Source organism: Ruegeria sp. AE4 (assembly GCF_056542185.1).
The window spans coordinates 97,015-118,217 of sequence record NZ_JBQFZK010000008.1; the positions used below are offsets into that span (position 1 = coordinate 97,015).

The window sequence follows — 21,203 nt, forward strand, 5'->3', positions numbered from 1 at the left end:
ACAGCGGTGCGTTGGACTTCCGGTCCAAGGCTCCACCGGAAAATTCGACGGGCCGCGCGCCCGTTTTTTTGTGCCCGACTGACAGGGTAGAGAACCTGATGACAAACGACCTGATAGCCAAAGCTGCCATCGACCGGCGACTTGCCGAGATCATCACCCCGGTGATCGAAGATCTGGGGTATGAGCTGGTCCGTGTCCGGCTGATGAGTGGTAAGCAGACCACGCTGCAAATCATGGCTGACAAACCCGAAGGCGGCATCGAAGTGGATGACTGCGCCGAGATTTCGAATGCGGTCAGCGCCACCCTGGATGTCGAGGACCCGATCCTTGACGCCTATACGCTTGAGGTGTCCAGCCCCGGTATCGACCGCCCCCTGACCCGCCTCAAGGATTTCGAGACTTTCGAGGGGTATGAGGCCAAGATCGAAACTTCTGAACTGATCGATGGCCGCCGCCGGTTCAAAGGGGAACTGGCCGGGATTGAAGGGGAAGAGGTTCTGATCAATATCCCCGAAGGGTCCGAGACGATCACCATCGGCCTGCAATTCGACTGGCTGAGTGATGCCAAGCTGGTCCTGACCGATGACCTGATCAAGGAAATGCTGCGCCAGCGCAAGGACGCCGGTGCCCTGAACGAAAACGCTTTCGACGAGATTGAGACCGAAGGGTCCGAAGAGGAGACGAACTGATGGCAATTACCTCAGCCAACCAGCTGGAGCTGCTGCAGACTGCCGAGGCCGTGGCCCGCGAAAAGATGATCGACCCCGGTCTGGTTGTCGAAGCGATGGAGGAATCGCTCGCCCGCGCCGCCAAGAGTCGCTACGGCGCCGAGATGGACATCCGCGTGTCCATCGACCGCAAGACCGGCAAGGCGACCTTCACCCGTGTGCGCACCGTGGTCGAGGATGAGGAGCTTGAGAACTATCAGGCCGAGTTCACCGTCGAACAAGCCAAGCAGTACATGGAAGATCCGCAGGTCGGTGACGTTTTCGTTGAAGAAGTGCCGCCGGTCGAAATGGGTCGGATCGCGGCGCAGTCGGCCAAGCAAGTGATCCTGCAAAAGGTCCGCGAAGCCGAGCGGGATCGTCAGTATGAAGAATTCAAGGATCGTGCGGGCACCATCATCAACGGTGCCGTCAAGCGCGAGGAATTCGGCAATGTTATCGTCGATCTCGGCGGTGCCGAGGCTGTTCTGCGCCGCAATGACAAGATCGGTCGCGAAAGCTATCGTCCGAATGATCGTGTGCGCGCGTATATCAAGGAAGTCCGCCGCGAAGTGCGTGGCCACCAGATCTTCCTGTCGCGTACCGCACCAGAATTCATGGCCGAGCTGTTCAAGATGGAAGTGCCGGAAATCTATGACGGTATCATCGAGGTCAAGGCCGTGGCCCGTGACCCCGGTTCACGCGCCAAAATCGCCGTGATCTCGTATGACGGCTCGATCGACCCTGTTGGCGCCTGCGTTGGTATGCGCGGCAGCCGCGTGCAGGCCGTTGTGAACGAACTGCAGGGAGAGAAGATTGACATCATCCCGTGGAACGAAGACCAACCGACCTTCCTGGTGAACGCGCTGCAACCTGCCGAGGTTTCGAAGGTTGTTCTGGACGAAGAAGCAGGCAAGATCGAGGTTGTCGTTCCGGAAGAGCAGTTGTCTCTTGCAATCGGTCGTCGCGGTCAGAACGTGCGTCTGGCAAGCCAGCTGACCGGGCTGGATATCGACATCATGACCGAAGCTGAAGAATCGGCGCGTCGTCAGAAGGAATTCGAATCTCGTACCAAACTGTTCATGGACAGTCTGGATCTGGACGAGTTCTTTGCGCAATTGCTGGTTTCCGAAGGCTTCACCAACCTCGAAGAAGTTGCCTATGTCGAGATTGATGAACTTCTGGTCATTGACGGCGTCGACGAAGGCACTGCGCAGGAACTTCAGACCCGGGCGCGCGAGTTCCTGGAAGCCCAGGCCAAAGCCGCTCTGGATGCGGCGCGCGCACTGGGTGCCGAGGACAGCCTCATTGAATTCGAAGGCCTGACCCCCCAGATGGTAGAGGCGCTGGCCAAGGACGATGTGAAGACGCTGGAAGATTTCGCAACCTGTGCAGACTGGGAACTGGCCGGTGGCTGGACCACGGTCGACGGTGAACGCGTCAAGGATGATGGCGTGCTGGAGCCCTTTGGCGTCACGCTCGAAGAAGCACAAGACATGGTCATGACTGCGCGTATCCTGTTGGGTTGGGTTGATCCGGCCGAGTTGGAGCAGGCGGAAGAAGACATCGACGGCGACGCAGCAGACGAGGAGGTCGAGGCCTGATCTCAGGTCTCGGGTGGCGCGTATGGGTCGCGGTGGCGTCCATAAGGATCGGTCTGACGGACCCGAACGCAAGTGCATCGCCACAGGCGAGGTTCAGCCTAAATATGGCTTGATCCGCTTTGTGACGGGCCCGGACGGTCAGGTCTTTCCGGATGTCGCGGCAAAGTTGCCGGGACGGGGCGTTTATGTGGCGGCGGATCGTGCTGCGCTGGACAAGGCCATTGGTAAGAAACTGTTTGCGCGGGGGTTCAAGGCACAGGTGACTGTGCCTCAGAACCTCGCGACAGAAGTTGAAAAGCAGATCGCGCGCCGTGTGATTGAGTTGCTCAGTCTGGCGCGCAAGTCCGGCGACGCGGTTGCCGGGTATGAAAAGGTCAAGTCGTGGCTGGACCGGGAAGAGGCTCAGGTGCTGATTCAGGCCACTGATGGATCGGGGCGCGGCAAGTCGAAGCTCAGTACGCCGCACTTCGGAAAATACATCGGTTGGCTGACGGCAGACGAATTAGGGCAGGCATTTGGGCGCCAAACGGTGATTCATGCGGCCTTGGCCTCTGGCGGACTCGCCAAACGTGTTGTAGAGGAAGCGCAGCGCCTGCGTGGCTTGCGCGAAACGGATGACGGCGGCAAGGGCCGCGCGGAAGGGTAAGAAGCTTTATGAGCGATAGTGACGGCAAAAAGACATTGGGTCTTCGTGGCGGGGCACGCCCCGGAAATGTGAAACAGAGTTTCAGCCACGGACGCACCAAGAATGTCGTGGTGGAAACCAAACGCAAGCGCGTGGTGGTCCCCAAGCCGGGCGCGGCAAAGCCGGGTGGCGGTGCCGCCCCTTCGGGTGATCCGTCGCGTCGTCCCGCAGGTATTTCCGACGCGGAAATGGCGCGCCGTATGAAGGCTTTGCAGGCTGCCAAGGCCCGCGAGGTCGAAGAGGCCGCTGAACGCGAAGCCGCTGAAAAGGCACGCGAAGAAGAGCGCGTGCGCCGCCGTGCGGAACAGGAAGCGAAAGAGCGCGAGCAGCGTGAAGCCGAAGAGCGCGCGCGTCAGAAAGCCGAAGATGAAGAGCGCAAGCGCGTGGAGGCTGAAGAAGAAGCCAAGCGTGCCGCTGTTGCTGCTGCCGCTTCGCCGGCCCCTGAAGAAGCCAAAGCTGCACGCAGCCCGGCCAGCAAACCTGCGCCTGCTGCCGCACCTCGCAAGCAGGATCGCGAACGCGAACAGCGCGGTCGTGGCAAGGGTCGTGAAGACAACCGTCGTTCGGGTAAGCTGACATTGGGTCAGGCCACCGGTGACGAAGGCAGCCGCCAGCGGTCGATGGCAGCGATGAAGCGCAAGCAGGAACGCGCCCGTCAGAAAGCCATGGGCGGTTCGGTCGAGCGGGAAAAGGTGATCCGCGACGTACAACTGCCTGAGGCAATCATGGTCTCGGAACTGGCCAACCGTATGGCCGAGCGTGTGGCTGACGTGGTCAAATCGCTGATGCAGATGGGTATGATGGTCACGCAGAACCAGACCATCGATGCCGATACTGCCGAGCTTATCATTGAAGAATTCGGCCATAAGGTCACGCGCGTCTCTGATTCGGATGTCGAAGACGTCATCAAAGAGATCGAAGACAGCGAGGACGATCTGAAGCCCCGTCCACCCGTCATCACCATTATGGGTCATGTCGACCACGGGAAAACTTCGCTGCTGGATGCAATCCGTGATGCCCGAGTTGTGGCTGGTGAGGCCGGTGGCATTACCCAGCATATCGGCGCCTATCAGGTGAAAACGGATGGTGGCTCGACGCTGACCTTCCTGGATACACCCGGCCACGCGGCTTTCACCTCGATGCGCTCGCGTGGTGCCCAAGTGACGGATATCGTGGTTCTGGTTGTCGCTGCCGATGACGCGGTCATGCCCCAGACAATTGAGGCGATCAATCACGCGAAGGCAGCCAAGGTGCCGATGATCGTTGCGATCAACAAGATCGACAAGCATGATGCAAATCCGGACAAGGTGCGCACCGATCTGCTGCAACACGAAGTGATCGTCGAGAAAATGTCGGGTGAGGTTCAGGACGTAGAAGTGTCTGCCATCACCGGTCAGGGTCTGGACGAGTTGCTGGAAGCCATCGCATTGCAGGCCGAGATTCTGGAACTGAAAGCCAACCCTGATCGCGCTGCCCAAGGTGCCGTGATCGAGGCACAGCTGGACGTGGGCCGCGGCCCGGTCGCAACGGTTCTGGTTCAGAACGGTACATTGCGTCAGGGCGATATCTTTGTCGTGGGTGAGCAGTATGGTAAAGTCCGCGCGCTGATCAACGACAAGGGTGAGCGCGTCAAGGAGGCTGGCCCGTCGGTTCCCGTTGAGGTTCTTGGTCTGAATGGTACGCCTGAAGCAGGCGATGTTCTGAACGTGACCGAAACCGAAGCACAGGCCCGTGAGATCGCCGCCTACCGTGAACAGGCCGCTAAGGACAAACGCGCCGCCGCCGGTGCCGCAACGACCCTTGAGCAGTTGATGCAGAAGGCCAAGGAAGACGAAAACGTCACCGAGCTGCCTATTCTGATGAAAGCAGATGTTCAGGGTTCGGCGGAAGCCATCGTTCAGGCGATGGAGAAGATCGGCAACGAAGAAGTACGCGTGCGCGTTCTGCATTCGGGTGTTGGTGCCATTACCGAAACGGATGTCGGTCTGGCCGAAGCGTCTGGAGCTCCGATCTTTGGCTTCAACGTTCGGGCAAATGCCTCGGCACGGAATACCGCAAACCAGAAGGGCGTCGAGATTCGCTATTACTCGGTGATCTATGACCTCGTAGACGACGTAAAAGCAGCCGCATCCGGCCTGTTGAGCGCCGAAATTCGCGAGAAGTTCATTGGCTACGCCGAGATTCGCGAAGTCTTCAAGGTTACTGGCGTTGGCAAGGTTGCTGGCTGTCTGGTCACCGAAGGCGTGGCGCGTCGTTCTGCCGGTGTCCGCTTGCTGCGCGACAACGTGGTGATTCACGAAGGCACGCTGAAGACGCTGAAGCGTTTCAAGGACGAAGTGGCCGAGGTTCAGTCGGGTCAGGAATGCGGTATGGCGTTCGAAAACTACGACGATATCCGCGCAGGCGACGTGATCGAAATCTTCGAGCGCGAAGAAGTCACCCGCACGCTGGACTAGCCCGGCAAAGGATGAAAACGAAAAACAGCGGCCCCCTTAGGCCGCTGTTTTCTTTTACCGAAGCGCTTATTTTGTCTGGGGCAGAAACGCATCTGAATGCATGATGATATCGAAATGATGCATTCCTTGCGCGAGCATAAAGCTGACAGAGTGTCCGGCCTTTCGCAGCCTTTCAGCATAGTCGCGGCTTTGGCGAATGAACTCACCTGTATCCCGTTCGGCTACCGAAACATGGTATCGAGGACCGGGCCGGGGCAGATTGCGGATGGGTGACAGATCGTTGACCTCGACCGGCGTCAATTGCAGTGGATCGTTCACCGACATCAGGCTGATCGGTTCCAGGTCGTATATTCCGCTGATCAGAATCACATCCCGCACCCGGAGCCCCGCTTTGGCAAGGGCATCTGATGAGGTTGCCATCACCATCGCCGCCAGATGCGCGCCTGCACTGTGACCTGACAGGGTGATCCGCGACGGATCGAACCCCAACTCCCCCGCCTTGGCCGCCAGCCACAACAACGCGTCACGGCATTCGTCGATCATGTCGCCAACCCGGGCATCGGGTGCCAGCGTGTAGTTTACAGTCGCAAAAGCTTGCCCGTGTTCTACCAGACCTGGTGCCATCAGAGACGATTCATTCTGGCTGAGCGCCTGCCAGTACCCGCCGTGAATGAAGACGTGCAGGGGTGCCTTGTCATCGCGAGCGGGAAAGAAATCAAGGACTTGTACGGGGCTGTCACCATAAGCCAGGTTTTCCCGTACCGGATAGTCGGCCCGCGCCTGAGCGCTTAGCGCCTTATAGCTGGCAAGATACGGGCTTAGGTCGCCGCCGATCATTGTGCTGGGGGAGTACTCCCGCTCCAGCTCGGATTGCGAAAATCCTCGATACAACATGTCTTAGGTCTGCCCGCTGTACATCAATTCGGTGCGCACGTCGTAAAGGTCGTGGAAAAACCGCAGCTCTAGCGCCTTTCGCAAAAAGGCCACGCCGCTTGAGCCACCAGTGCCGGGTTGCATCCCGATCACGCGCTCAACTGCGGTGGCATGATCAAAGCGCCAGCGTTGAAACAGGCTTTCCACATCCATCAGTTTTTCGGCCAAAGCATAAAGATCCCAGTATTTTTCAGTGTTGCGGAATACCTCCACCCAGATTTGTACCACGCGCGAATCGCCGCAATAGGGTTGGGCGTAATCGCGTTCAATCAGATCCTTGGGCACGTCGAACCCTTGACGGGCCAGCATGTGCAACACTTCGTCATAAAGCGACGGTTTGGTCAGAGCGGCATTCAGCATCTCCATCACCTCTGGGTCATGCGCATGGACCTTCAGTGTTGACGCATCCTTGTTGCCAAGAATGAACTCAATCTGCCGATACCCGTAGCTCTGAAACCCTGACGAGCTGCCCAGTGCCTGCCGAAACGTTAAATAGTCGGCAGGCGTCATGGTCAGAAGGGTTTCCCAGGCCGCAATCAACTGCCGTTGAATGGCCTTGATGCGGTCGAGGTTTTTCATGGCTGGGCCAAATTCATCCTGTTGCAGAAAACGACGCACCTCGACCAGTTGGTGGTGCATCAGTTTCAGCCACAGTTCGCTGACCTGATGGATGATAATGAACAGCATCTCGTCCGGCTGCGCGGGGTCCTGAAAGGTCTTTTGCAGGTTCAGCAGTGTTTTGAGTTGCAGAAAATCTCCATAGCTTTTGCGATGTGTCTCGGCGAAATCAGTGACCAGAGTGTCTTCGACACCTCTTTGCAACAGACGATCGTCTTTGTTCGCGCCCATCTCATGCCTCCCTTGTGCGATCCTTGCACCTGTCTAGGCGTTGAGTTCGTAACTTTCCAGCGGGTTAGGTCCAGTCAAGGACAACCTTGCCAGAGAGGCCGGATTTCATCGCGGCAAATCCATCCGCAAAATCATCAACCTCAAAGCGATGCGTGATCACGCGGGACACATCCAAACCGTTTTGCAGCATGGCGATCATCTTGTACCAGGTCTCGAACATCTCGCGACCATAGACACCCTTGATTGTGATCGCCTTGAAAACGATACGCGACCAGTCGACCGGAGATTTCCCCGGCGGTATCCCCAGCAGGGCGATTTTCCCACCCATCACAAGCGCCTCGACCATCTGGTCAAGCGCGGCTTGTGAGCCGGACATTTCAAGCCCCACATCAAAGCCTTCTTTCATTCCAAGCTGTGCGATGACATCGTGCAAATCTTGTTTGGAAACATCAACGGTCCGCACCGACGGCACCACATGTTCCGCCAGTTTCAACCGTTCGGCGTTAATGTCTGTAATCACAACATTGCGGGCGCCTGCATGGCGGGCAACGGCGGCGGCCATGATGCCGATGGGTCCTGCGCCGGTGATCAGGACGTCCTCGCCCAGAAGGTCAAAGCTGAGCGCGGTGTGTACAGCATTGCCCAGCGGATCAAGGATTGCCCCGATCTCATCCGGGATATCGTCCGGCAGGGGAACAACGTTGAAGGCAGGCAATTTCAGGTATTGCGCAAACGCGCCCTGTTCATTCACCCCGATCCCGCGCGTACCGGGGTCGAGGTGAAATTTGCCTGCGCGGCTTTGACGGCTTTCAGTGCCGATCAGATGCCCTTCGCCGGAACAGCGCTGCCCAACGTCCAGGCCAGTGACGTTGCGCCCAATCTCGACGATTTCTCCGGCGAACTCATGACCAGTGATCATCGGAACCGGAACGGTGTGAGAGGCCCACTCATCCCAGTTCCAGATGTGAATGTCGGTACCGCAAATTCCGGTCTTGTTGATCTTGATCAGTACCTCATCAGGCCCGATTTCAGGGACCGGGGCCTGTACCATCCACAACCCTTCTTCAGGTTTCGACTTTTCCAGCGCTTTCATCGTGTTGGGTCGCATCAGATCACCCCCAGTTCCTTGCCAACCTTGCCAAAGGCCGCCAGCGCGCGGTCCAGTTCGTCTCGTGTCAGGGCGGCGTTCATCTGCGTTCTGATCCGCGCCTGTCCGCGGGGAACAACAGGAAAGAAGAAGCCCGAGACATACACGCCCTCGTCAAACAGCTTGGCGGCCATCTCTTGTGCCAGCGTTGCATCGCCCAGCATGACAGGGATAATCGGATGTTCACCGGGCAAAAGGTCAAAGCCAAGCTTTTCCAGACCGGCACGCCAGTACTTTGCGTTTCCGAATAACTGCGCGCGTAGAATGTCGCCTTCTTCGACCAGGCGGATTGCCTCAAGTCCTGCGGCGACGATGGATGGCGGCAGCGAATTCGAGAACAGATAGGGCCGCGCCCGCTGCCGCAGCAGGTCGATCACTGGCTGCGGCCCGGCGATGTAGCCGCCGATTGCCCCCCCAAGTGCCTTGCCCAAAGTTCCTGTCAGAATGTCGACATCAACACCAAAGTGATCCGGTGTTCCGGCGCCGCGCGGCCCCATGAAGCCTGTTGCATGGCAATCATCGACCATGACGATGGCATCGTATTTATCAGCCAGTTCGCGAATTTTCGGCAAGTTGGCCAAATAGCCATCCATCGAGAACACGCCATCGGTTGCGATCATGATATGACGCGCGCCATCCTCGCGCGCCTGCTTCAGCCACGCTTCAAGGTCATTCATGTCATTGTTCAGATAGCGATAGCGCTTGGCTTTGCACAGCCGCACCCCGTCAATGATAGAGGCGTGGTTCAGACTGTCCGAAATGATGGCATCTTCAGGCCCCAGCAACGGTTCGAACAGCCCGCCATTGGCATCAAAACAGGCCGCGAACAGGATCGCATCGTCCTTGTTCAGGAACTTGGCCAACCGCTGTTCCAGTTCACGGTGAATATCCTGCGTCCCACAAATGAACCGGACCGAGGCCATGCCGAAACCCTTCGGACCCATCGCATTTGTTGCGGCCTCGATCAGCGCGGGGTGATCCGCAAGACCCAGATAGTTGTTGGCGCACAGGTTGATCACCCGTTTGCCGCCCACCGTAATCTCACCGCCCTGAGGCGAGGTGATCATTCGTTCGCGCTTATACAGCCCCTCGGATTCGATTTGTGCGAGTGTGTCCGTGATATGGGACAGGAATGCATCTGCCATGGCGACCTCCGTTCAACTGAGTCGCATATCTAACATAGCGGATGAATTTCCCAAATAGGGGAATTTCAATATACAGGAAAATTTTCCGTGAAGGCGGAAATTTGCTGACATCAGGCGTTCTTTACGATCAAGAACACCCGCGCTGGTTCTTTGGCCGAGATGGAATGCACGATATCCGCGGCATAGCGGGCGGTGTCCCCTTGGCTCAGTTCCGACACGGCACTGCCCGATGTAACCTTGACGGTGCCTTCCAGCACTGTCAGCTGTTCGTGCGCGCCGCGCGCATGGGGCTGACTGTTCAAGGCCCCGCCTGTGTCGAACTCGATATCATAAACCTCATGACCACCGGCCTCTTCCGGTGGGGACAGGATGCGAATGCGACAGTTCTGCCCCATATTGTCGATGCTGGGCACTTCGGACGCGCGCAGCACCTCGATCTGATCACTGGCTTTTGATCCTTCCAGAAGACCGGCAAAATCCACCTGTAATGCACGGGTCAGGTTCCAGAGGGTCGAGATCGTCGGGCTGCTTTCACCGCGTTCGATCTGGCTTACCATGGACCTGGATACGCCACTGAGGTTTGCGACTGCTTCCAGCGACAGTCCTTTGGCCCGGCGTGCTTCTTTCAGGCGAGCAGGCAAAAGGTTCAGGATATCGTCTGTATTCTCCGTCATGACGGAATCCATGCGTGTTGGGACCCGGCTTGTCAATTCCATCCGTGACGGCACGTCCTATAGGACAGGATCATGCTGCATGTGCATACTGACGACGATTCCAAGAGGAGAAAGACATGACAGACATCGTATTGCTGGATGGTGCGCGCACCGCGATTGGAACTTTCGGTGGCGCACTTGCGTCAACCGCACCCATTGATCTGGCGACGGTGGTCACCGAAGCGGCCTTAGAACGGTCAGGGGTAGAAGGTGCGCAAATCGGGCATGTTGTATTTGGCCACGTCATCAATACCGAGCCTCGGGACATGTACCTGTCGCGTGTTGCCGCGATGCAGGCTGGGATTCCGAATGGCACCCCTGCGATGAATGTAAACCGTCTGTGTGGCTCGGGCGCACAGGCGATCGTGTCGGCGATGCAGTCCTTGATGCTTGGCGATGCCGATTTCGCTGTGGCAGGTGGCGCAGAAAGCATGTCGCGCAGCCCTTACATTGTTCCACAGGCACGCTGGGGCGCGAAAATGGGTGATGTCACTTCGCTGGACATGATGCTGGGTGCGTTGAACTGCCCCTTTGGCACAGGGCACATGGGTGTGACGGCCGAGAACGTTGCCGATGAACACCAGATCAGCCGTGAACAGATGGACGACTTCGCCCTGACCAGCCAGACCCGCGCGGCAGCCGCAATTGAAGCCGGATATTTCGAAAGCCAGATCGTGCCCGTTCAGGTGAAGGTCAAGCGCGACATGGTGGATTTCAAAGTTGATGAGCATCCCAAAGCGACGACAGCCGATGCGCTGGCCGGGTTGCGACCAGTGTTCAAGAAAGATGGGCGTGTGACGGCGGGCAATGCCTCGGGCATCAACGACGGTGCGGCGGCGATGGTGCTGGCAACGGCAGACGCGGCGGAAAAGGCCGGGTTGAAGCCAAAAGCGCGCGTGATCGGATATGCACATGCTGGCGTGCGCCCCGAAGTCATGGGTATTGGCCCGGTACCGGCTGTGCAAAACCTGCTCAGGAGGACGGGTTTGTCAGTGGAAGACTTTGATGTGATCGAAAGCAACGAAGCATTTGCCGCGCAGGCGCTGGCCGTCAACCAGGAGCTTGGGTTGAATGCAGCGAAGGTGAACCCGAATGGAGGTGCGATTGCGCTGGGGCATCCTGTCGGTGCGACGGGCGCCATCATTACCATGAAGACGCTTTATGAGCTGGAGCGCACAGGCGGATCAAAAGGGTTGATCACCATGTGTATTGGTGGTGGTCAGGGGATCGCCATTGCCATCGAGCGGCTCTGATCCGGGTCTGGGCAAAGGGGGGCTGTCTGCCCCCCATCGCGCAAGGCGCGATTCCCCCCGAGGATATTTTTAGCCAGATGAACCTGCGGATCACAATCAGCCGAGTGTAGTGATCAACAGAACTATGGCTGCGCCGGCAACCGCACCGAGAGCGGCGGGTAGGATTTTTGGCAACAGACCCGAGTTTTCCGGTTCTTCTTTGTGCGTCTGTGCAATCAACGCGTTTTCGACCAATGTCGGCAGGCGCGGACCAAAGCGTGCCAGAACCATAGCGGTTTTGGCAAAGTCACGAAGCGCGGCGCGCGGGCCGATGGATTGTTTGATGTAATCTTCGACCACGGGGCGGGCAACTTCCCAGATATTGATGTGGTCGTCCAGTGACCGGGCAACGCCTTCAACCACGACCATCGTGCGCTGTAGAAGGATCAGCTCGGTTCGGGTTTCCATGCCAAAACGCTCTGTCACTTCGAACAGATAGCTTAGCAAACGGCCCATCGAAATATGCGAGGCATCCATACCGAAGATGGGCTCACCAACCGCACGCAGGGCGCGGGCGAATTCATCGACGTCCTGGTGTGCAGGAACGTAACCAGCTTCGAAATGCACTTCGGCTACGCGCTTGTAGTCGCGGCGGATGAAACCGAACAGAATCTCGGCATAGACCCGGCGCGTGTATTCGTCGATATGGCCCATGATACCGTAATCATAAGCGATGATATCACCGTTGGCGGCGACCTTGAGGTTGCCCTGATGCATATCGGCGTGGAAATAGCCGTCGCGCAGGGCGTGAAGAAGGAACAGGCGCAGCACACGTTCAGCCAGATCGCGGCGATCGTGGCCAGCGGCGTCCAGTGCGTCATTTTCACCCAATGGAACACCGTCGGCCCAGCTGAGTGTCATCACGCGCCGTGCCGACAGTGACCACAATATAGGCGGCAGCCAGAACCCTTTGTCGTCTTTTGTGTTGGCCGCATATTCCGAGGCAGCAGCGCTTTCCAGACGCAGATCCAGTTCACCCCGTACAACGCCATCGAAATGTTCAATGACCTCCATCGGACGCAATCGGCGAGCACCCGGCGCAAACAAATCGACTATGCGAGCGGCGAAGTAAAACGCGTCCACGTCCTTGCGAAATGCGCGCTCAATCCCTGGGCGCAGAACTTTGACGGCGACATCCTCGCCCGTGCTAACAAGTTTGGCTTTGTGGACCTGAGCAATGGACGCGGCTGCAATGGGTTCACTGAAATCGCAGAATATCTCGGCAACAGGCTGCCCCAGTTCCTTTTCCACTTCGGCCAAAGCCACGGCTTTCGAGAACGGCGGCAGCTTGTCCTGCAAAACACGAAGTTGCACAGCCAGTTCATTGCCTACTACATCCGGGCGCGTAGAAAGCACCTGACCAAACTTGATGTAGGCCGGGCCCAAAGCGGTGAGTGCACGTGTTGCAGGCGGCATATCCGGGTCGCCCTTGTAACCCAGCCACCAAAACGGTTTGCCTAGAGCGTGGGCAAGAAACCGGATAGCCCTTGGCGCCTCGAACGCGTCGAGGACCACGTTCATGGCACCGGTGCGCTCAAGCGTTGCGCCTGTACGGATCAGGCGGATGATGTTGTGGGGACCACGCATGCGTCAGATCTTCCAGCCGGAATGCAGCGCGGCGATACCCATGCTGAGATTGCGGAATTTCGCGTTTTCGAAGCCAGCAGTTCGGACCATGTTCAGGAAGGTTTCCTGATCGGGGAACTTGCGGATCGACTCCACCAGATACTGATAGCTGTCGTAATCATTCGCGATCAGCTTTCCCATGCGTGGAATGACATTGAAGCTGTAGAGGTCATAGAGCTTCTGCAGCCCGTCATTGGGAAGCTGACTGAACTCCAGTACCATCAGGCGGCCACCGGGTTTCAGCACGCGAAAGGCTTCGTTCAGGGCCTCTTGCGGGCGGGTCACGTTCCGGATGCCGAAAGAAATCGTGTAGACGTCAAAGGTGTTGTCTTCGAATGGCAGGGCCATGGCATCGCCCACCACCCAGTTCAGGCTGTCGGCCATCTGGTCGGCTTCTGCGCGTTGCCGGCCTTCGATCAGCATGGGTTCTGTCAGATCAAGAACCGTGGCATGGCCATAGCCTGCACGTTTCAGAAAGCGAAAGGAAATGTCACCGGTTCCGCCTGCAACATCCAGCAAACGCTGACCGGGGCGTGGTGCCAGCCAGTCCATCATCGCGTCTTTCCAGACCCGGTGGATACCCATCGACATGACGTCGTTCATCACGTCATATTTCGAGGCGACCGAGTTGAACACGCCCTGCACGCGCCCGGCCTTGTCAGCCTCGCGTACGGTTTCGAACCCGAAATGAGTGGTGTTGTCGCTGTTGTCGGACATAAGCCTTGCCGTTTGTCGAATTTCGCTTCTGTTATAGGGCTCTGGAAGCGGGGTACAATGCGGCCCTTTGGAATAGGAGCCCTGTAATGCCAGAATTGCCCGAGGTCGAGACAGTAAGACGGGGTCTTGTTCCCGCGATGGAGGGCATAGTGATAGAACGCGCCGATGTGAACCGCCCGGATCTGCGCTGGCCATTTCCCGAACGCATGGCAGAACGGCTGACCGGGCAGCGGGTGGATCGGTTAAGGCGGCGATCAAAATACATCCTGGCCGATCTCAGCAGTGGCGAGACCTTGTTGATACATCTGGGGATGTCGGGGCGAATGACGGTGTCAGGGGACCCACTGGGTCATTTCCTGCGCGAACATCCTGCCGTTGAGAAACATGACCATGTTGTTATTCACATGGCCAACGGGGCGCGTATCACCTTTAACGACCCACGCCGGTTCGGGGCGATGGACCTACTGCCCACAGCCACGGCCGAAGATCACAAGCTTCTGGCGGTTCTGGGACCAGAGCCCTTGGGTAATGATTTCCATGAGCAACACCTGATTGAAGCATTTAAAGGCAGGAATACCCCTGTCAAATCAGCTCTGCTGGATCAGGGAATCGTTGCCGGATTGGGGAATATCTATGTTTGCGAGGCGCTTTATCGCGGCAAGGTGTCGCCACGTCGCAAAGCAGGGCAAATATCTGCGGCACGTGTCGCATCGCTGGTTCCCATCATTCGGAGGGTGTTGCAGGACGCGATCGAAGCAGGCGGATCATCCCTGCGGGATTTCCGCCAAGCTGATGGAGAACTTGGATATTTTCAGCACAGCTTTGATGTCTACGGTCGCGAAGGAAAGCCCTGCCGCACCGAAGGTTGCACTGGTCTGATCCAGAGAATCACCCAGTCCGGTCGCTCATCCTTCTACTGTGCGCAATGCCAAAGATAGCTTGATCCAGAGAATTCGCGTGGTAAGGACTCGTAACTGAACGGAACAACCGGAAGCTTTTTTCTCATGGCTTTTGAGACGATCATCGTCGAAATCGAAGACCACGTCGCCCTAATCAAACTCGACAGACCGGATGCGTTGAATGCGCTGAACTCCCAGTTGCTGGGTGAGTTGTGTACCGCGCTGGAAGAGGCAGACAGCAACGACAAGGTGCGTTGCATCGTCATCACCGGATCGGACAAGGCCTTTGCCGCAGGCGCGGACATCAGGGAAATGTCCGAGATGAGCTTTGTCGATGTCTACACCACCAATCTTTTTGCTGATGCAAACAACCGGGTTTTGGCGATTCGCAAACCGATCATCGCCGCGGTTGCGGGCTATGCTCTGGGTGGGGGATGCGAGTTGGCAATGCTTTGCGATTTCATCATTGCTGCGGACACTGCAAAATTCGGCCAGCCTGAAATCAACCTTGGCGTCATAGCCGGGTTGGGCGGCACCCAGCGTTTGACGCGCTTTGTCGGCAAGTCCAAGGCGATGGACATGAACCTGACTGGTCGGTTTATGGACGCGGACGAAGCCGAGCGCGCTGGTTTGGTCAGCCGGGTCGTACCGGCCAAGAAGCTGATCGAGGAAGCCGTTGGTGCGGCGCAAAAAATAGCCGAGAAATCGGCACTGACGGCGGCGGCGGCAAAAGAAGCGGTCAATCGCAGTTACGAGCTTCCGCTGAGTGAAGGAATGCTGTTTGAGCGTCGCGTCTTCCATTCCATGTTTGCCACCGAGGACCAGAAAGAGGGCATGGCGGCGTTTCTTGAAAAGCGGGCTGCGCAGTTTCGCGACAAGTAAAACGCAAGAGACTAATGAACGGCGGGCTATGCCCGCCTTTTCTTTACCCGGTTTGTGAGCCCCAAGAATCGGCTTGGCAATCCTTGAAATGTTCGGTATTGAGCGCCGCAATACATGCGCGTGCGGCCCGCTTGGCCCGACTCACACTCGTGATTTCTGATCCGGTGCGGATATATCCGTGGCGCGCAACCCTTGATAACCGTACCGAACGAAGGTCAGAGATACATGGCAAATTCGCCCCAGGCAAAGAAACGCGCCCGTCAGAACGAGAAGCGTTTCGCTGTTAACAAAGCGCGTCGTTCGCGCATCCGCACCTATCTGCGTAAAGTCGAAGAAGCGATTGCATCCGGTGACAAAGATGCGGCAACCGCAGCACTGCGCGCCGCCCAGCCTGAGCTGATGCGCGGCGTCACCAAAGGCGTGTTCCACAAGAACACTGCCGCGCGTAAAATGTCGCGCCTGTCGGCCCGGGTCAAAGCTCTGGGCTAAAGCCCGCGGGTTACCTTAGGTCAAGTCAGCAAGGCTGAACTAATGTCAAAGGCGCTGCGCATTGCGGCGCCTTTTTTCGTGTTGCCGGAATACCGCGCCTTCACGAAACCGAGAGATTCTTTCGACCAAAGACCCGAGTCAATATCAGAGTTTCGTTGCCGCGCCCCATTTCAAGTTGCTACCACTGATGTCAGCGATTCACTCGCTTGGGGGGACAGGCTGTTTACTCGATCGGACTGACGGGCATCAGATCGATCAGGAAACATTCGTCGACGACTGGCGCAAGCTGGGCTGCCGATTTGCCGCGAAGTCCGGGTTATCCGGGATTCTCGGCCCTGTCTGAAAATTGAGATTGTGACGTGCAGCCCGAGTTTCGGGACGCTCATTTTTTGTTGAGCGTCGAAAATCCGGGTGCACCGAACTTTCAGGGGCAATCCCGCCAAACCGTTAGGTTTGGCGATAGGTTCCCTTTGGGCGTGTGAATACAAGACCGGGCAACCGGCTTCGTATGATAAGGCCGACAGGCCAATAAGAATGGGATGCGTGAGGCGCTGAATGACACAAGAGAAATGGGGACTACTGCGTAACAAATTGCTGAAGGCTGTCGGTCGGAATAATTTCACCACTTGGATCGAGCCTCTGGAATTTAAAGAGCTGCAGGATGGTGTGGCGGTTTTTTCCGTGCCAACGAACTTTATGGGGAATTACGTCAGCCAGAATTTTGCGGACCTTATCTTGTACGAGCTGAATACGGCTGGGGAAACCGTTCAGCGTCTGGATTTCCGTGTTGCCGCCAACTCGCCCGCACGCCCCAAGCCCGCAGCCAAGGTGGTCGCCGAAACTCGGCCAGAGCCGGTACCCACAGTCGCTACGGATAGTGCGCAGAACGCTTTGGAGTCGTTGCAGGCCGCGCCGCTGGATTCGCGTTTCACCTTTGACAGTTTCGTGGTGGGCAAACCCAACGAGCTGGCCCATGCTGCCGCGCGCCGCGTGTCCGAAGGTGGCCCGGTCACATTCAACCCGCTTGTTCTGTACGGCGGAGTGGGTCTGGGTAAGACCCACCTGATGCACGCCATTGCCTGGGAGCTGAAAACCAAGCATCCGGAACTGAATGTCCTGTACCTGTCAGCCGAACAGTTCATGTATCGCTTCGTGCAGGCCCTGCGGGAACGCCGGATGATGGATTTCAAGCATTTGTTCCGTTCGGTCGATGTGCTGATGGTCGACGACGTGCAGTTCATTGCCGGAAAGGATTCTACTCAGGAAGAGTTTTTCCATACGTTCAACGCGCTGGTGGATCAGAACAAGCAGATCATCATTTCGGCCGACCGCGCCCCGGGCGAAATCAAGGATCTGGAAGATCGTGTAAAGTCGCGCCTGCAATGTGGTCTGGTCGTTGACCTGCATCCGACCGACTATGAATTGCGCCTGGGCATTCTGCAAAACAAGGTCCAGCAATACAGCAGCTCCTATCCTGATCTGACGATTGCGGATGGCGTTCTTGAGTTTCTGGCCCATCGAATCTCAACCAATGTCCGCGTGCTGGAAGGTGCTCTGACACGTCTGTTTGCCTTTGCCTCGCTGGTTGGGCGCGAGATCGACATGGAGCTGACGCAGGATTGTCTGGCAGATGTCCTGCGCGCATCCGAGCGCAAGATCACGGTTGAAGAAATCCAGCGGAAAGTATCCGAATACTACAACATCCGCATGTCCGATATCATCGGTCCCAAGCGCCTGCGATCCTACGCGCGCCCCCGTCAGGTGGCGATGTATCTTTGCAAGCAGCTGACCAGCCGATCGCTGCCAGAGATCGGCCGTCGGTTCGGCGGGCGCGACCACACCACGGTCATGCATGGCGTCAAGCGCATTGAAGAGCTGAAACTGACCGATGGCCAGATCGCTGAAGACGTGGAAATGCTACGCAGGTCTCTCGAAGCCTGAACCGGGCCAGCAGCGCTAAGGAACGCTTCGGGCCTCTGTTCCGGGGCGTTTTTTGTGCGTAATAATCCACGGTTGCACCAGAACTGAGGCCCGTTGGGCACGCCGCACTTGACGGTTGCTGCATTCCAACCCAGAAATCCGTAAAAAATCCTTGTGCCTCGGGGTGGAACCGCTAACGTGCCAGTCCCGCCCATGTCGGTACGCAAGTCAGAGGAATTGAGGGTATGAAGATCAGCATTGAACGCGGCACCCTTCTTAAGGCCGTTTCGCAGGCCCAGTCCGTTGTAGAACGTCGCAATACCATTCCCATACTTGCCAATGTCCTGATCGAGGCCGAAGGCGATCAGGTCCAGTTCCGTGCCACCGATCTGGATATCGAAGTGGTCGATAAGGCACCCGCACAGGTCGAAAAGGCAGGCGCGACGACCGTTGCGGCAACAACCCTGCATGAGATTGTGCGCAAACTGCCCGACGGTGCGCTGGTGACACTGACTGCTGACAGCGCCGCTGGACGGCTGACAGTTGAAGCGGGGCGGTCGAATTTTTCGCTGGCGACACTGCCGAAGGAAGATTTTCCGGTGATGGCATCGTCTGAGTATCAATCGAATTTCACCGCTTCGGCGGCATTGCTTCGCCGGTTGTTTGACAAGTCGAAATTCGCCATCTCGACCGAAGAGACCCGGTACTATCTGAACGGTGTCTACATGCATGTGGCAGATGGGTCCGAGGGTGGAAAAGTGTTGCGTTGTGTGGCCACCGATGGCCACCGGCTTGCGAGGATCGACGCAGATTTGCCGGATGGCGCGGCGGATATGCCGGGCGTGATCGTGCCCCGCAAAACAGTGGGCGAGTTGCGCAAGCTGCTGGATGACGACGAGATGGATATCGCCGTTTCGGTCAGTGAAACCAAGGTACGCTTTGCCACGCCGGATATCACGCTGACGTCGAAGGTTATTGACGGCACCTTCCCCGACTACACACGCGTTATCCCGCAAGGAAACACCCGCAAGCTTGAAGTGGATGCTGCTGAATTCGCGCAGGCCGTGGATCGCGTGGCAACTGTTTCGTCGGAGCGGTCGCGGGCAGTGAAGCTGCAATTGGAAGGCGACAAGCTGATCTTGTCGGTGAATGCACCCGACAGTGGCGCCGCCGAGGAAGAATTGGCTGTCGCTTACGGGGATGAGCGGTTGGAGATCGGGTTCAACGCCAAATACCTGTTGGAGATTGCGTCTCAGGTGGATCGTGAGAATGCAGTTTTCCTGTTCAACTCGGCTGGTGACCCGACATTGATGCGTGAAGGCAACGACCTGAGTGCTGTATACGTCGTCATGCCGATGCGCGTCTGATCGCGCGGACGCGCGATGCCTCCGGCGGGAGTATTTTTGAAAAGATGAAGGGAGGGGTCATGGGATTGGCCCTGACCGAGCTTACGGTCTCGCATTTTCGATCTCATAAGCTGGCGCGGTTGTCTCTGGACGGACGTCCCGTTGCTATTCACGGGCCAAATGGGGCCGGGAAGACCAATCTTCTTGAAGCGGTGTCGTTGTTTTCACCCGGTCGCGGAATGCGGCGGGCGAGTGCAGCCGAGATGACCCGACGGCCCGAGGCGTTGGGTTGGAAACTGTCTGGGTTGCTGGACGCTCAGGGGCAGCGGTTTGAGATCGAAACCTGGTCCGAGGGCGGCGCAGCGCGACAGGTGCGAATTGATGGCAAGTCGGCGACGCAGATCGATCTGGGGAAACTTGCGCGAGTTGTCTGGCTGACCCCGTCAATGGACCGTCTGTGGATTGAAGGGGCGGAAGGGCGCCGTCGGTTTCTGGACCGTATCGCGCTGAGTTTTGACCCAGCCCACGCTGAAGCATCGCTGATCTATGAAAAAGCGATGCGCGAACGTAACCGCCTTCTGAAAGAGCAGATCAGGGATGCGCATTGGTACGCCGCGCTTGAAAGGCAGTTGGCCGAGACGGGGCATCGCATCCATACCGCGCGGTTGAGGTCGCTGGATCTTCTGCGGGCAGCGCAGGATAGGGCGGAAACAGTCTTTCCGTCGGCCGAACTGGAATTGGTGCAAACCGAAGGCGCAATGCCCGAGACGGCGGAAGATTTGCGAGACGCGTTGGGCGAGAGCCGGTTCAGGGATCTGGCAGCAGGCCGGACCCTGGTGGGGCCGCATCGGTCCGACCTGTACGGTGTGTTCGCGGCCAAAGGCGTGCCGGCAAGGGAGTGTTCCACTGGTGAGCAGAAAGCGCTCTTGGTGTCGCTGATCCTGTCCAATGCGCGGGCGCTTGCGGCAATGCTGGGCGCACCTCCGATCGTTCTGCTGGATGAAGTGGCCGCGCATCTGGATGCTGGGCGGCGTGCAGCGCTTTATGACGAGATTTGCGCGCTGGGCGCTCAGGCCTGGATGACCGGTACCGGGCCTGAACTGTTTGCGGAATTGGGCGACCGGGCCCAGACGCTGATCGTTACCGAAAGCGATGAGGGTTCGGTCGTGACTGCTTAGGCCGGTTCGCTGACTTTACGTTCCCACAGAAAGCCGCGCATAACCTCGTCCACCGGGGTTTTGGCCATGTGGTTGATGTAGTTCGACATGGTTTTCTGGGCCAGACCCAGCACGACATCCAGAACCGCGCGATGGGAATAACCCGCATCAAAGAACGCCTGAAGCTGATCTTCGGTCGGGTTGCCGCGGGTTTCCATCACTTCTAGGGTGAAGGTGCGCAGTGCTTCGAGCTTGGCTGAAGGCAGCGGGGTTTCATTGCGCAGGGCGTCCGAGATCTCATCCGATATCTTCATCATCTTGGCGATACCTGTGTGGGCGGGCACGCAGTAGTGGCACTCGTTTTCAACATTGATGGTCTGCCAGACGACGGTTTTCTCATCATTGTCGAAATCGGTTTTCAGGAACAGGCCGTGCAAAATCTGGTAGCCTTCCAGATGTTGAGGGCTTTCGGCCATGACCCTATGCAGGCCGGGCAAGCGACCAAAAGCGGCCTGAGACTTTTGCAGCAGCGGTTTGGATGCTTCAGGCGCGGTTTCGAGGTCGTGAGACGGGAAATTGGCCATGTCGGAACTCCTGTTTCTGGCGCGATGGGTCGTATTTAGGGTTTCTTGAGTGATC

The 21,203-nt window shown here is 57.6% G+C and carries 19 protein-coding genes; 11 read left to right on the plus strand and 8 right to left on the minus strand.

All coding sequences use genetic code 11. The annotated features are described in order from the left end of the window. Window positions 1-98: 98 nt before the first annotated feature. The 4 genes from rimP to infB are packed head-to-tail and all read left to right on the plus strand — an operon-like array spanning window position 99 to window position 5,449. Window positions 99-689 carry a ribosome maturation factor RimP gene (gene rimP / locus ACR0EK_RS12000; protein ID WP_267363111.1) on the plus strand — a complete coding sequence of 197 codons (591 nt, stop codon included), beginning with the start codon at window positions 99-101 and terminating at the stop codon, window positions 687-689. Beyond that, window positions 689-2,308, plus strand: a complete 1,620-nt coding sequence (nusA, locus tag ACR0EK_RS12005; RefSeq protein WP_480488115.1) for a transcription termination factor NusA — start codon at window positions 689-691, stop codon at window positions 2,306-2,308. Before rimP ends, nusA begins: the two co-directional genes overlap by 1 nt. A 22-nt stretch (window positions 2,309-2,330) precedes the next feature. Continuing rightward, window positions 2,331-2,954, plus strand: coding sequence for an RNA-binding protein (locus ACR0EK_RS12010; protein WP_480488113.1), 624 nt, complete (start codon window positions 2,331-2,333; stop codon window positions 2,952-2,954). 8 nt (window positions 2,955-2,962) lie between these two features. Beyond that, a complete protein-coding gene (infB, locus tag ACR0EK_RS12015) occupies window positions 2,963-5,449 on the plus strand; it encodes a translation initiation factor IF-2 (RefSeq protein WP_480900023.1) in 2,487 nt (828 codons plus the stop codon). A gap of 66 nt (window positions 5,450-5,515) precedes the next feature. On the opposite strand, the gene ACR0EK_RS12020 is transcribed toward infB, so the two are convergent. The 5 genes from ACR0EK_RS12020 to ACR0EK_RS12040 form a co-directional block, all read right to left on the minus strand. Next, entirely contained in the window at window positions 5,516-6,343 is an 828-nt protein-coding gene (locus ACR0EK_RS12020; protein ID WP_480539400.1) for an alpha/beta hydrolase, read from the minus strand. Window positions 6,344-6,346: 3 nt separating this feature from the next. Next, entirely contained in the window at window positions 6,347-7,231 is an 885-nt protein-coding gene (locus tag ACR0EK_RS12025) for a tryptophan 2,3-dioxygenase (protein ID WP_480483938.1), read from the minus strand. Window positions 7,232-7,295: 64 nt separating this feature from the next. Beyond that, entirely contained in the window at window positions 7,296-8,324 is a 1,029-nt protein-coding gene (gene tdh, locus ACR0EK_RS12030; RefSeq protein ID WP_480870617.1) for an L-threonine 3-dehydrogenase, read from the minus strand. A 14-nt stretch (window positions 8,325-8,338) separates the two neighbouring features. After that, window positions 8,339-9,523: a glycine C-acetyltransferase gene (locus ACR0EK_RS12035; RefSeq protein ID WP_480832896.1), complete on the minus strand. Its 1,185-nt coding sequence runs from the start codon at window positions 9,521-9,523 to the stop codon at window positions 8,339-8,341. Window positions 9,524-9,633: 110 nt separating this feature from the next. Further along, window positions 9,634-10,197, minus strand: a complete 564-nt coding sequence (locus ACR0EK_RS12040) for a helix-turn-helix domain-containing protein (protein ID WP_209507187.1) — start codon at window positions 10,195-10,197, stop codon at window positions 9,634-9,636. Window positions 10,198-10,313: 116 nt separating this feature from the next. Here ACR0EK_RS12040 and ACR0EK_RS12045 point away from each other — a divergent pair, with 116 nt between their 5' ends. After that, window positions 10,314-11,489, plus strand: coding sequence for an acetyl-CoA C-acyltransferase family protein (locus tag ACR0EK_RS12045; protein ID WP_480488107.1), 1,176 nt, complete (start codon window positions 10,314-10,316; stop codon window positions 11,487-11,489). A 96-nt stretch (window positions 11,490-11,585) separates the two neighbouring features. Here the strand turns inward: ACR0EK_RS12045 and ubiB are convergent, their stop codons facing one another. Then, window positions 11,586-13,115, minus strand: a complete 1,530-nt coding sequence (gene ubiB / locus ACR0EK_RS12050; RefSeq protein ID WP_480900017.1) for a 2-polyprenylphenol 6-hydroxylase — start codon at window positions 13,113-13,115, stop codon at window positions 11,586-11,588. 3 nt (window positions 13,116-13,118) lie between these two features. Then, entirely contained in the window at window positions 13,119-13,871 is a 753-nt protein-coding gene (ubiE, locus tag ACR0EK_RS12055; protein ID WP_480900015.1) for a bifunctional demethylmenaquinone methyltransferase/2-methoxy-6-polyprenyl-1,4-benzoquinol methylase UbiE, read from the minus strand. A gap of 86 nt (window positions 13,872-13,957) precedes the next feature. On the opposite strand from ubiE, the gene mutM reads away from it, so the two are divergent. The 6 genes from mutM (at window position 13,958) to recF (ending at window position 20,585) form a co-directional block, all read left to right on the plus strand. Next, window positions 13,958-14,809, plus strand: a complete 852-nt coding sequence (gene mutM / locus ACR0EK_RS12060) for a bifunctional DNA-formamidopyrimidine glycosylase/DNA-(apurinic or apyrimidinic site) lyase (protein ID WP_480773995.1) — start codon at window positions 13,958-13,960, stop codon at window positions 14,807-14,809. A 66-nt stretch (window positions 14,810-14,875) separates the two neighbouring features. Beyond that, on the plus strand, window positions 14,876-15,652 hold the full coding sequence (locus ACR0EK_RS12065; RefSeq protein ID WP_267363125.1) for an enoyl-CoA hydratase: 777 nt from the start codon (window positions 14,876-14,878) through the stop codon (window positions 15,650-15,652). Window positions 15,653-15,877: 225 nt separating this feature from the next. Further along, window positions 15,878-16,141, plus strand: a complete 264-nt coding sequence (gene rpsT, locus ACR0EK_RS12070; protein WP_039541017.1) for a 30S ribosomal protein S20 — start codon at window positions 15,878-15,880, stop codon at window positions 16,139-16,141. A 555-nt stretch (window positions 16,142-16,696) separates the two neighbouring features. Continuing rightward, window positions 16,697-18,082 carry a chromosomal replication initiator protein DnaA gene (dnaA, locus tag ACR0EK_RS12075; protein ID WP_209507181.1) on the plus strand — a complete coding sequence of 462 codons (1,386 nt, stop codon included), beginning with the start codon at window positions 16,697-16,699 and terminating at the stop codon, window positions 18,080-18,082. Window positions 18,083-18,306: 224 nt separating this feature from the next. Next, the gene (gene dnaN / locus ACR0EK_RS12080; protein WP_267363127.1) at window positions 18,307-19,428 is read left to right on the plus strand and encodes a DNA polymerase III subunit beta; all 1,122 of its coding nucleotides are present in this window, start codon (window positions 18,307-18,309) and stop codon (window positions 19,426-19,428) included. Between the two features lie 59 nt (window positions 19,429-19,487). Then, a complete protein-coding gene (recF, locus tag ACR0EK_RS12085) occupies window positions 19,488-20,585 on the plus strand; it encodes a DNA replication/repair protein RecF (protein WP_480900093.1) in 1,098 nt (365 codons plus the stop codon). Here the strand turns inward: recF and ACR0EK_RS12090 are convergent. Continuing rightward, window positions 20,582-21,148, minus strand: coding sequence for a carboxymuconolactone decarboxylase family protein (locus tag ACR0EK_RS12090; protein ID WP_480773996.1), 567 nt, complete (start codon window positions 21,146-21,148; stop codon window positions 20,582-20,584). The two genes, recF and ACR0EK_RS12090, sit on opposite strands and share 4 nt — an antisense overlap. Window positions 21,149-21,203 lie beyond the last annotated feature (55 nt).

Bases quoted from the DNA above. Each gene is read 5' to 3' on its own strand.
- dnaA (WP_209507181.1), top strand. From the start codon at position 16,697: ATGACACAAGAGAAATGGGGACTACTGCGTAACAAATTGCTGAAGGCT.
- ACR0EK_RS12045 (WP_480488107.1), top strand. From the start codon at position 10,314: ATGACAGACATCGTATTGCTGGATGGTGCGCGCACCGCGATTGGAACT.
- ACR0EK_RS12010 (WP_480488113.1), top strand. From the start codon at position 2,331: ATGGGTCGCGGTGGCGTCCATAAGGATCGGTCTGACGGACCCGAACGC.
- ACR0EK_RS12020 (WP_480539400.1), bottom strand. From the start codon at position 6,343: ATGTTGTATCGAGGATTTTCGCAATCCGAGCTGGAGCGGGAGTACTCC.
- infB (WP_480900023.1), top strand. From the start codon at position 2,963: ATGAGCGATAGTGACGGCAAAAAGACATTGGGTCTTCGTGGCGGGGCA.
- ubiB (WP_480900017.1), bottom strand. From the start codon at position 13,115: ATGCGTGGTCCCCACAACATCATCCGCCTGATCCGTACAGGCGCAACG.
- rpsT (WP_039541017.1), top strand. From the start codon at position 15,878: ATGGCAAATTCGCCCCAGGCAAAGAAACGCGCCCGTCAGAACGAGAAG.
- ACR0EK_RS12035 (WP_480832896.1), bottom strand. From the start codon at position 9,523: ATGGCAGATGCATTCCTGTCCCATATCACGGACACACTCGCACAAATC.
- ACR0EK_RS12090 (WP_480773996.1), bottom strand. From the start codon at position 21,148: ATGGCCAATTTCCCGTCTCACGACCTCGAAACCGCGCCTGAAGCATCC.
- dnaN (WP_267363127.1), top strand. From the start codon at position 18,307: ATGAAGATCAGCATTGAACGCGGCACCCTTCTTAAGGCCGTTTCGCAG.
- ACR0EK_RS12065 (WP_267363125.1), top strand. From the start codon at position 14,876: ATGGCTTTTGAGACGATCATCGTCGAAATCGAAGACCACGTCGCCCTA.
- ACR0EK_RS12040 (WP_209507187.1), bottom strand. From the start codon at position 10,197: ATGACGGAGAATACAGACGATATCCTGAACCTTTTGCCTGCTCGCCTG.
- ACR0EK_RS12025 (WP_480483938.1), bottom strand. From the start codon at position 7,231: ATGGGCGCGAACAAAGACGATCGTCTGTTGCAAAGAGGTGTCGAAGAC.
- mutM (WP_480773995.1), top strand. From the start codon at position 13,958: ATGCCAGAATTGCCCGAGGTCGAGACAGTAAGACGGGGTCTTGTTCCC.
- nusA (WP_480488115.1), top strand. From the start codon at position 689: ATGGCAATTACCTCAGCCAACCAGCTGGAGCTGCTGCAGACTGCCGAG.
- tdh (WP_480870617.1), bottom strand. From the start codon at position 8,324: ATGAAAGCGCTGGAAAAGTCGAAACCTGAAGAAGGGTTGTGGATGGTA.
- ubiE (WP_480900015.1), bottom strand. From the start codon at position 13,871: ATGTCCGACAACAGCGACAACACCACTCATTTCGGGTTCGAAACCGTA.
- recF (WP_480900093.1), top strand. From the start codon at position 19,488: ATGGGATTGGCCCTGACCGAGCTTACGGTCTCGCATTTTCGATCTCAT.
- rimP (WP_267363111.1), top strand. From the start codon at position 99: ATGACAAACGACCTGATAGCCAAAGCTGCCATCGACCGGCGACTTGCC.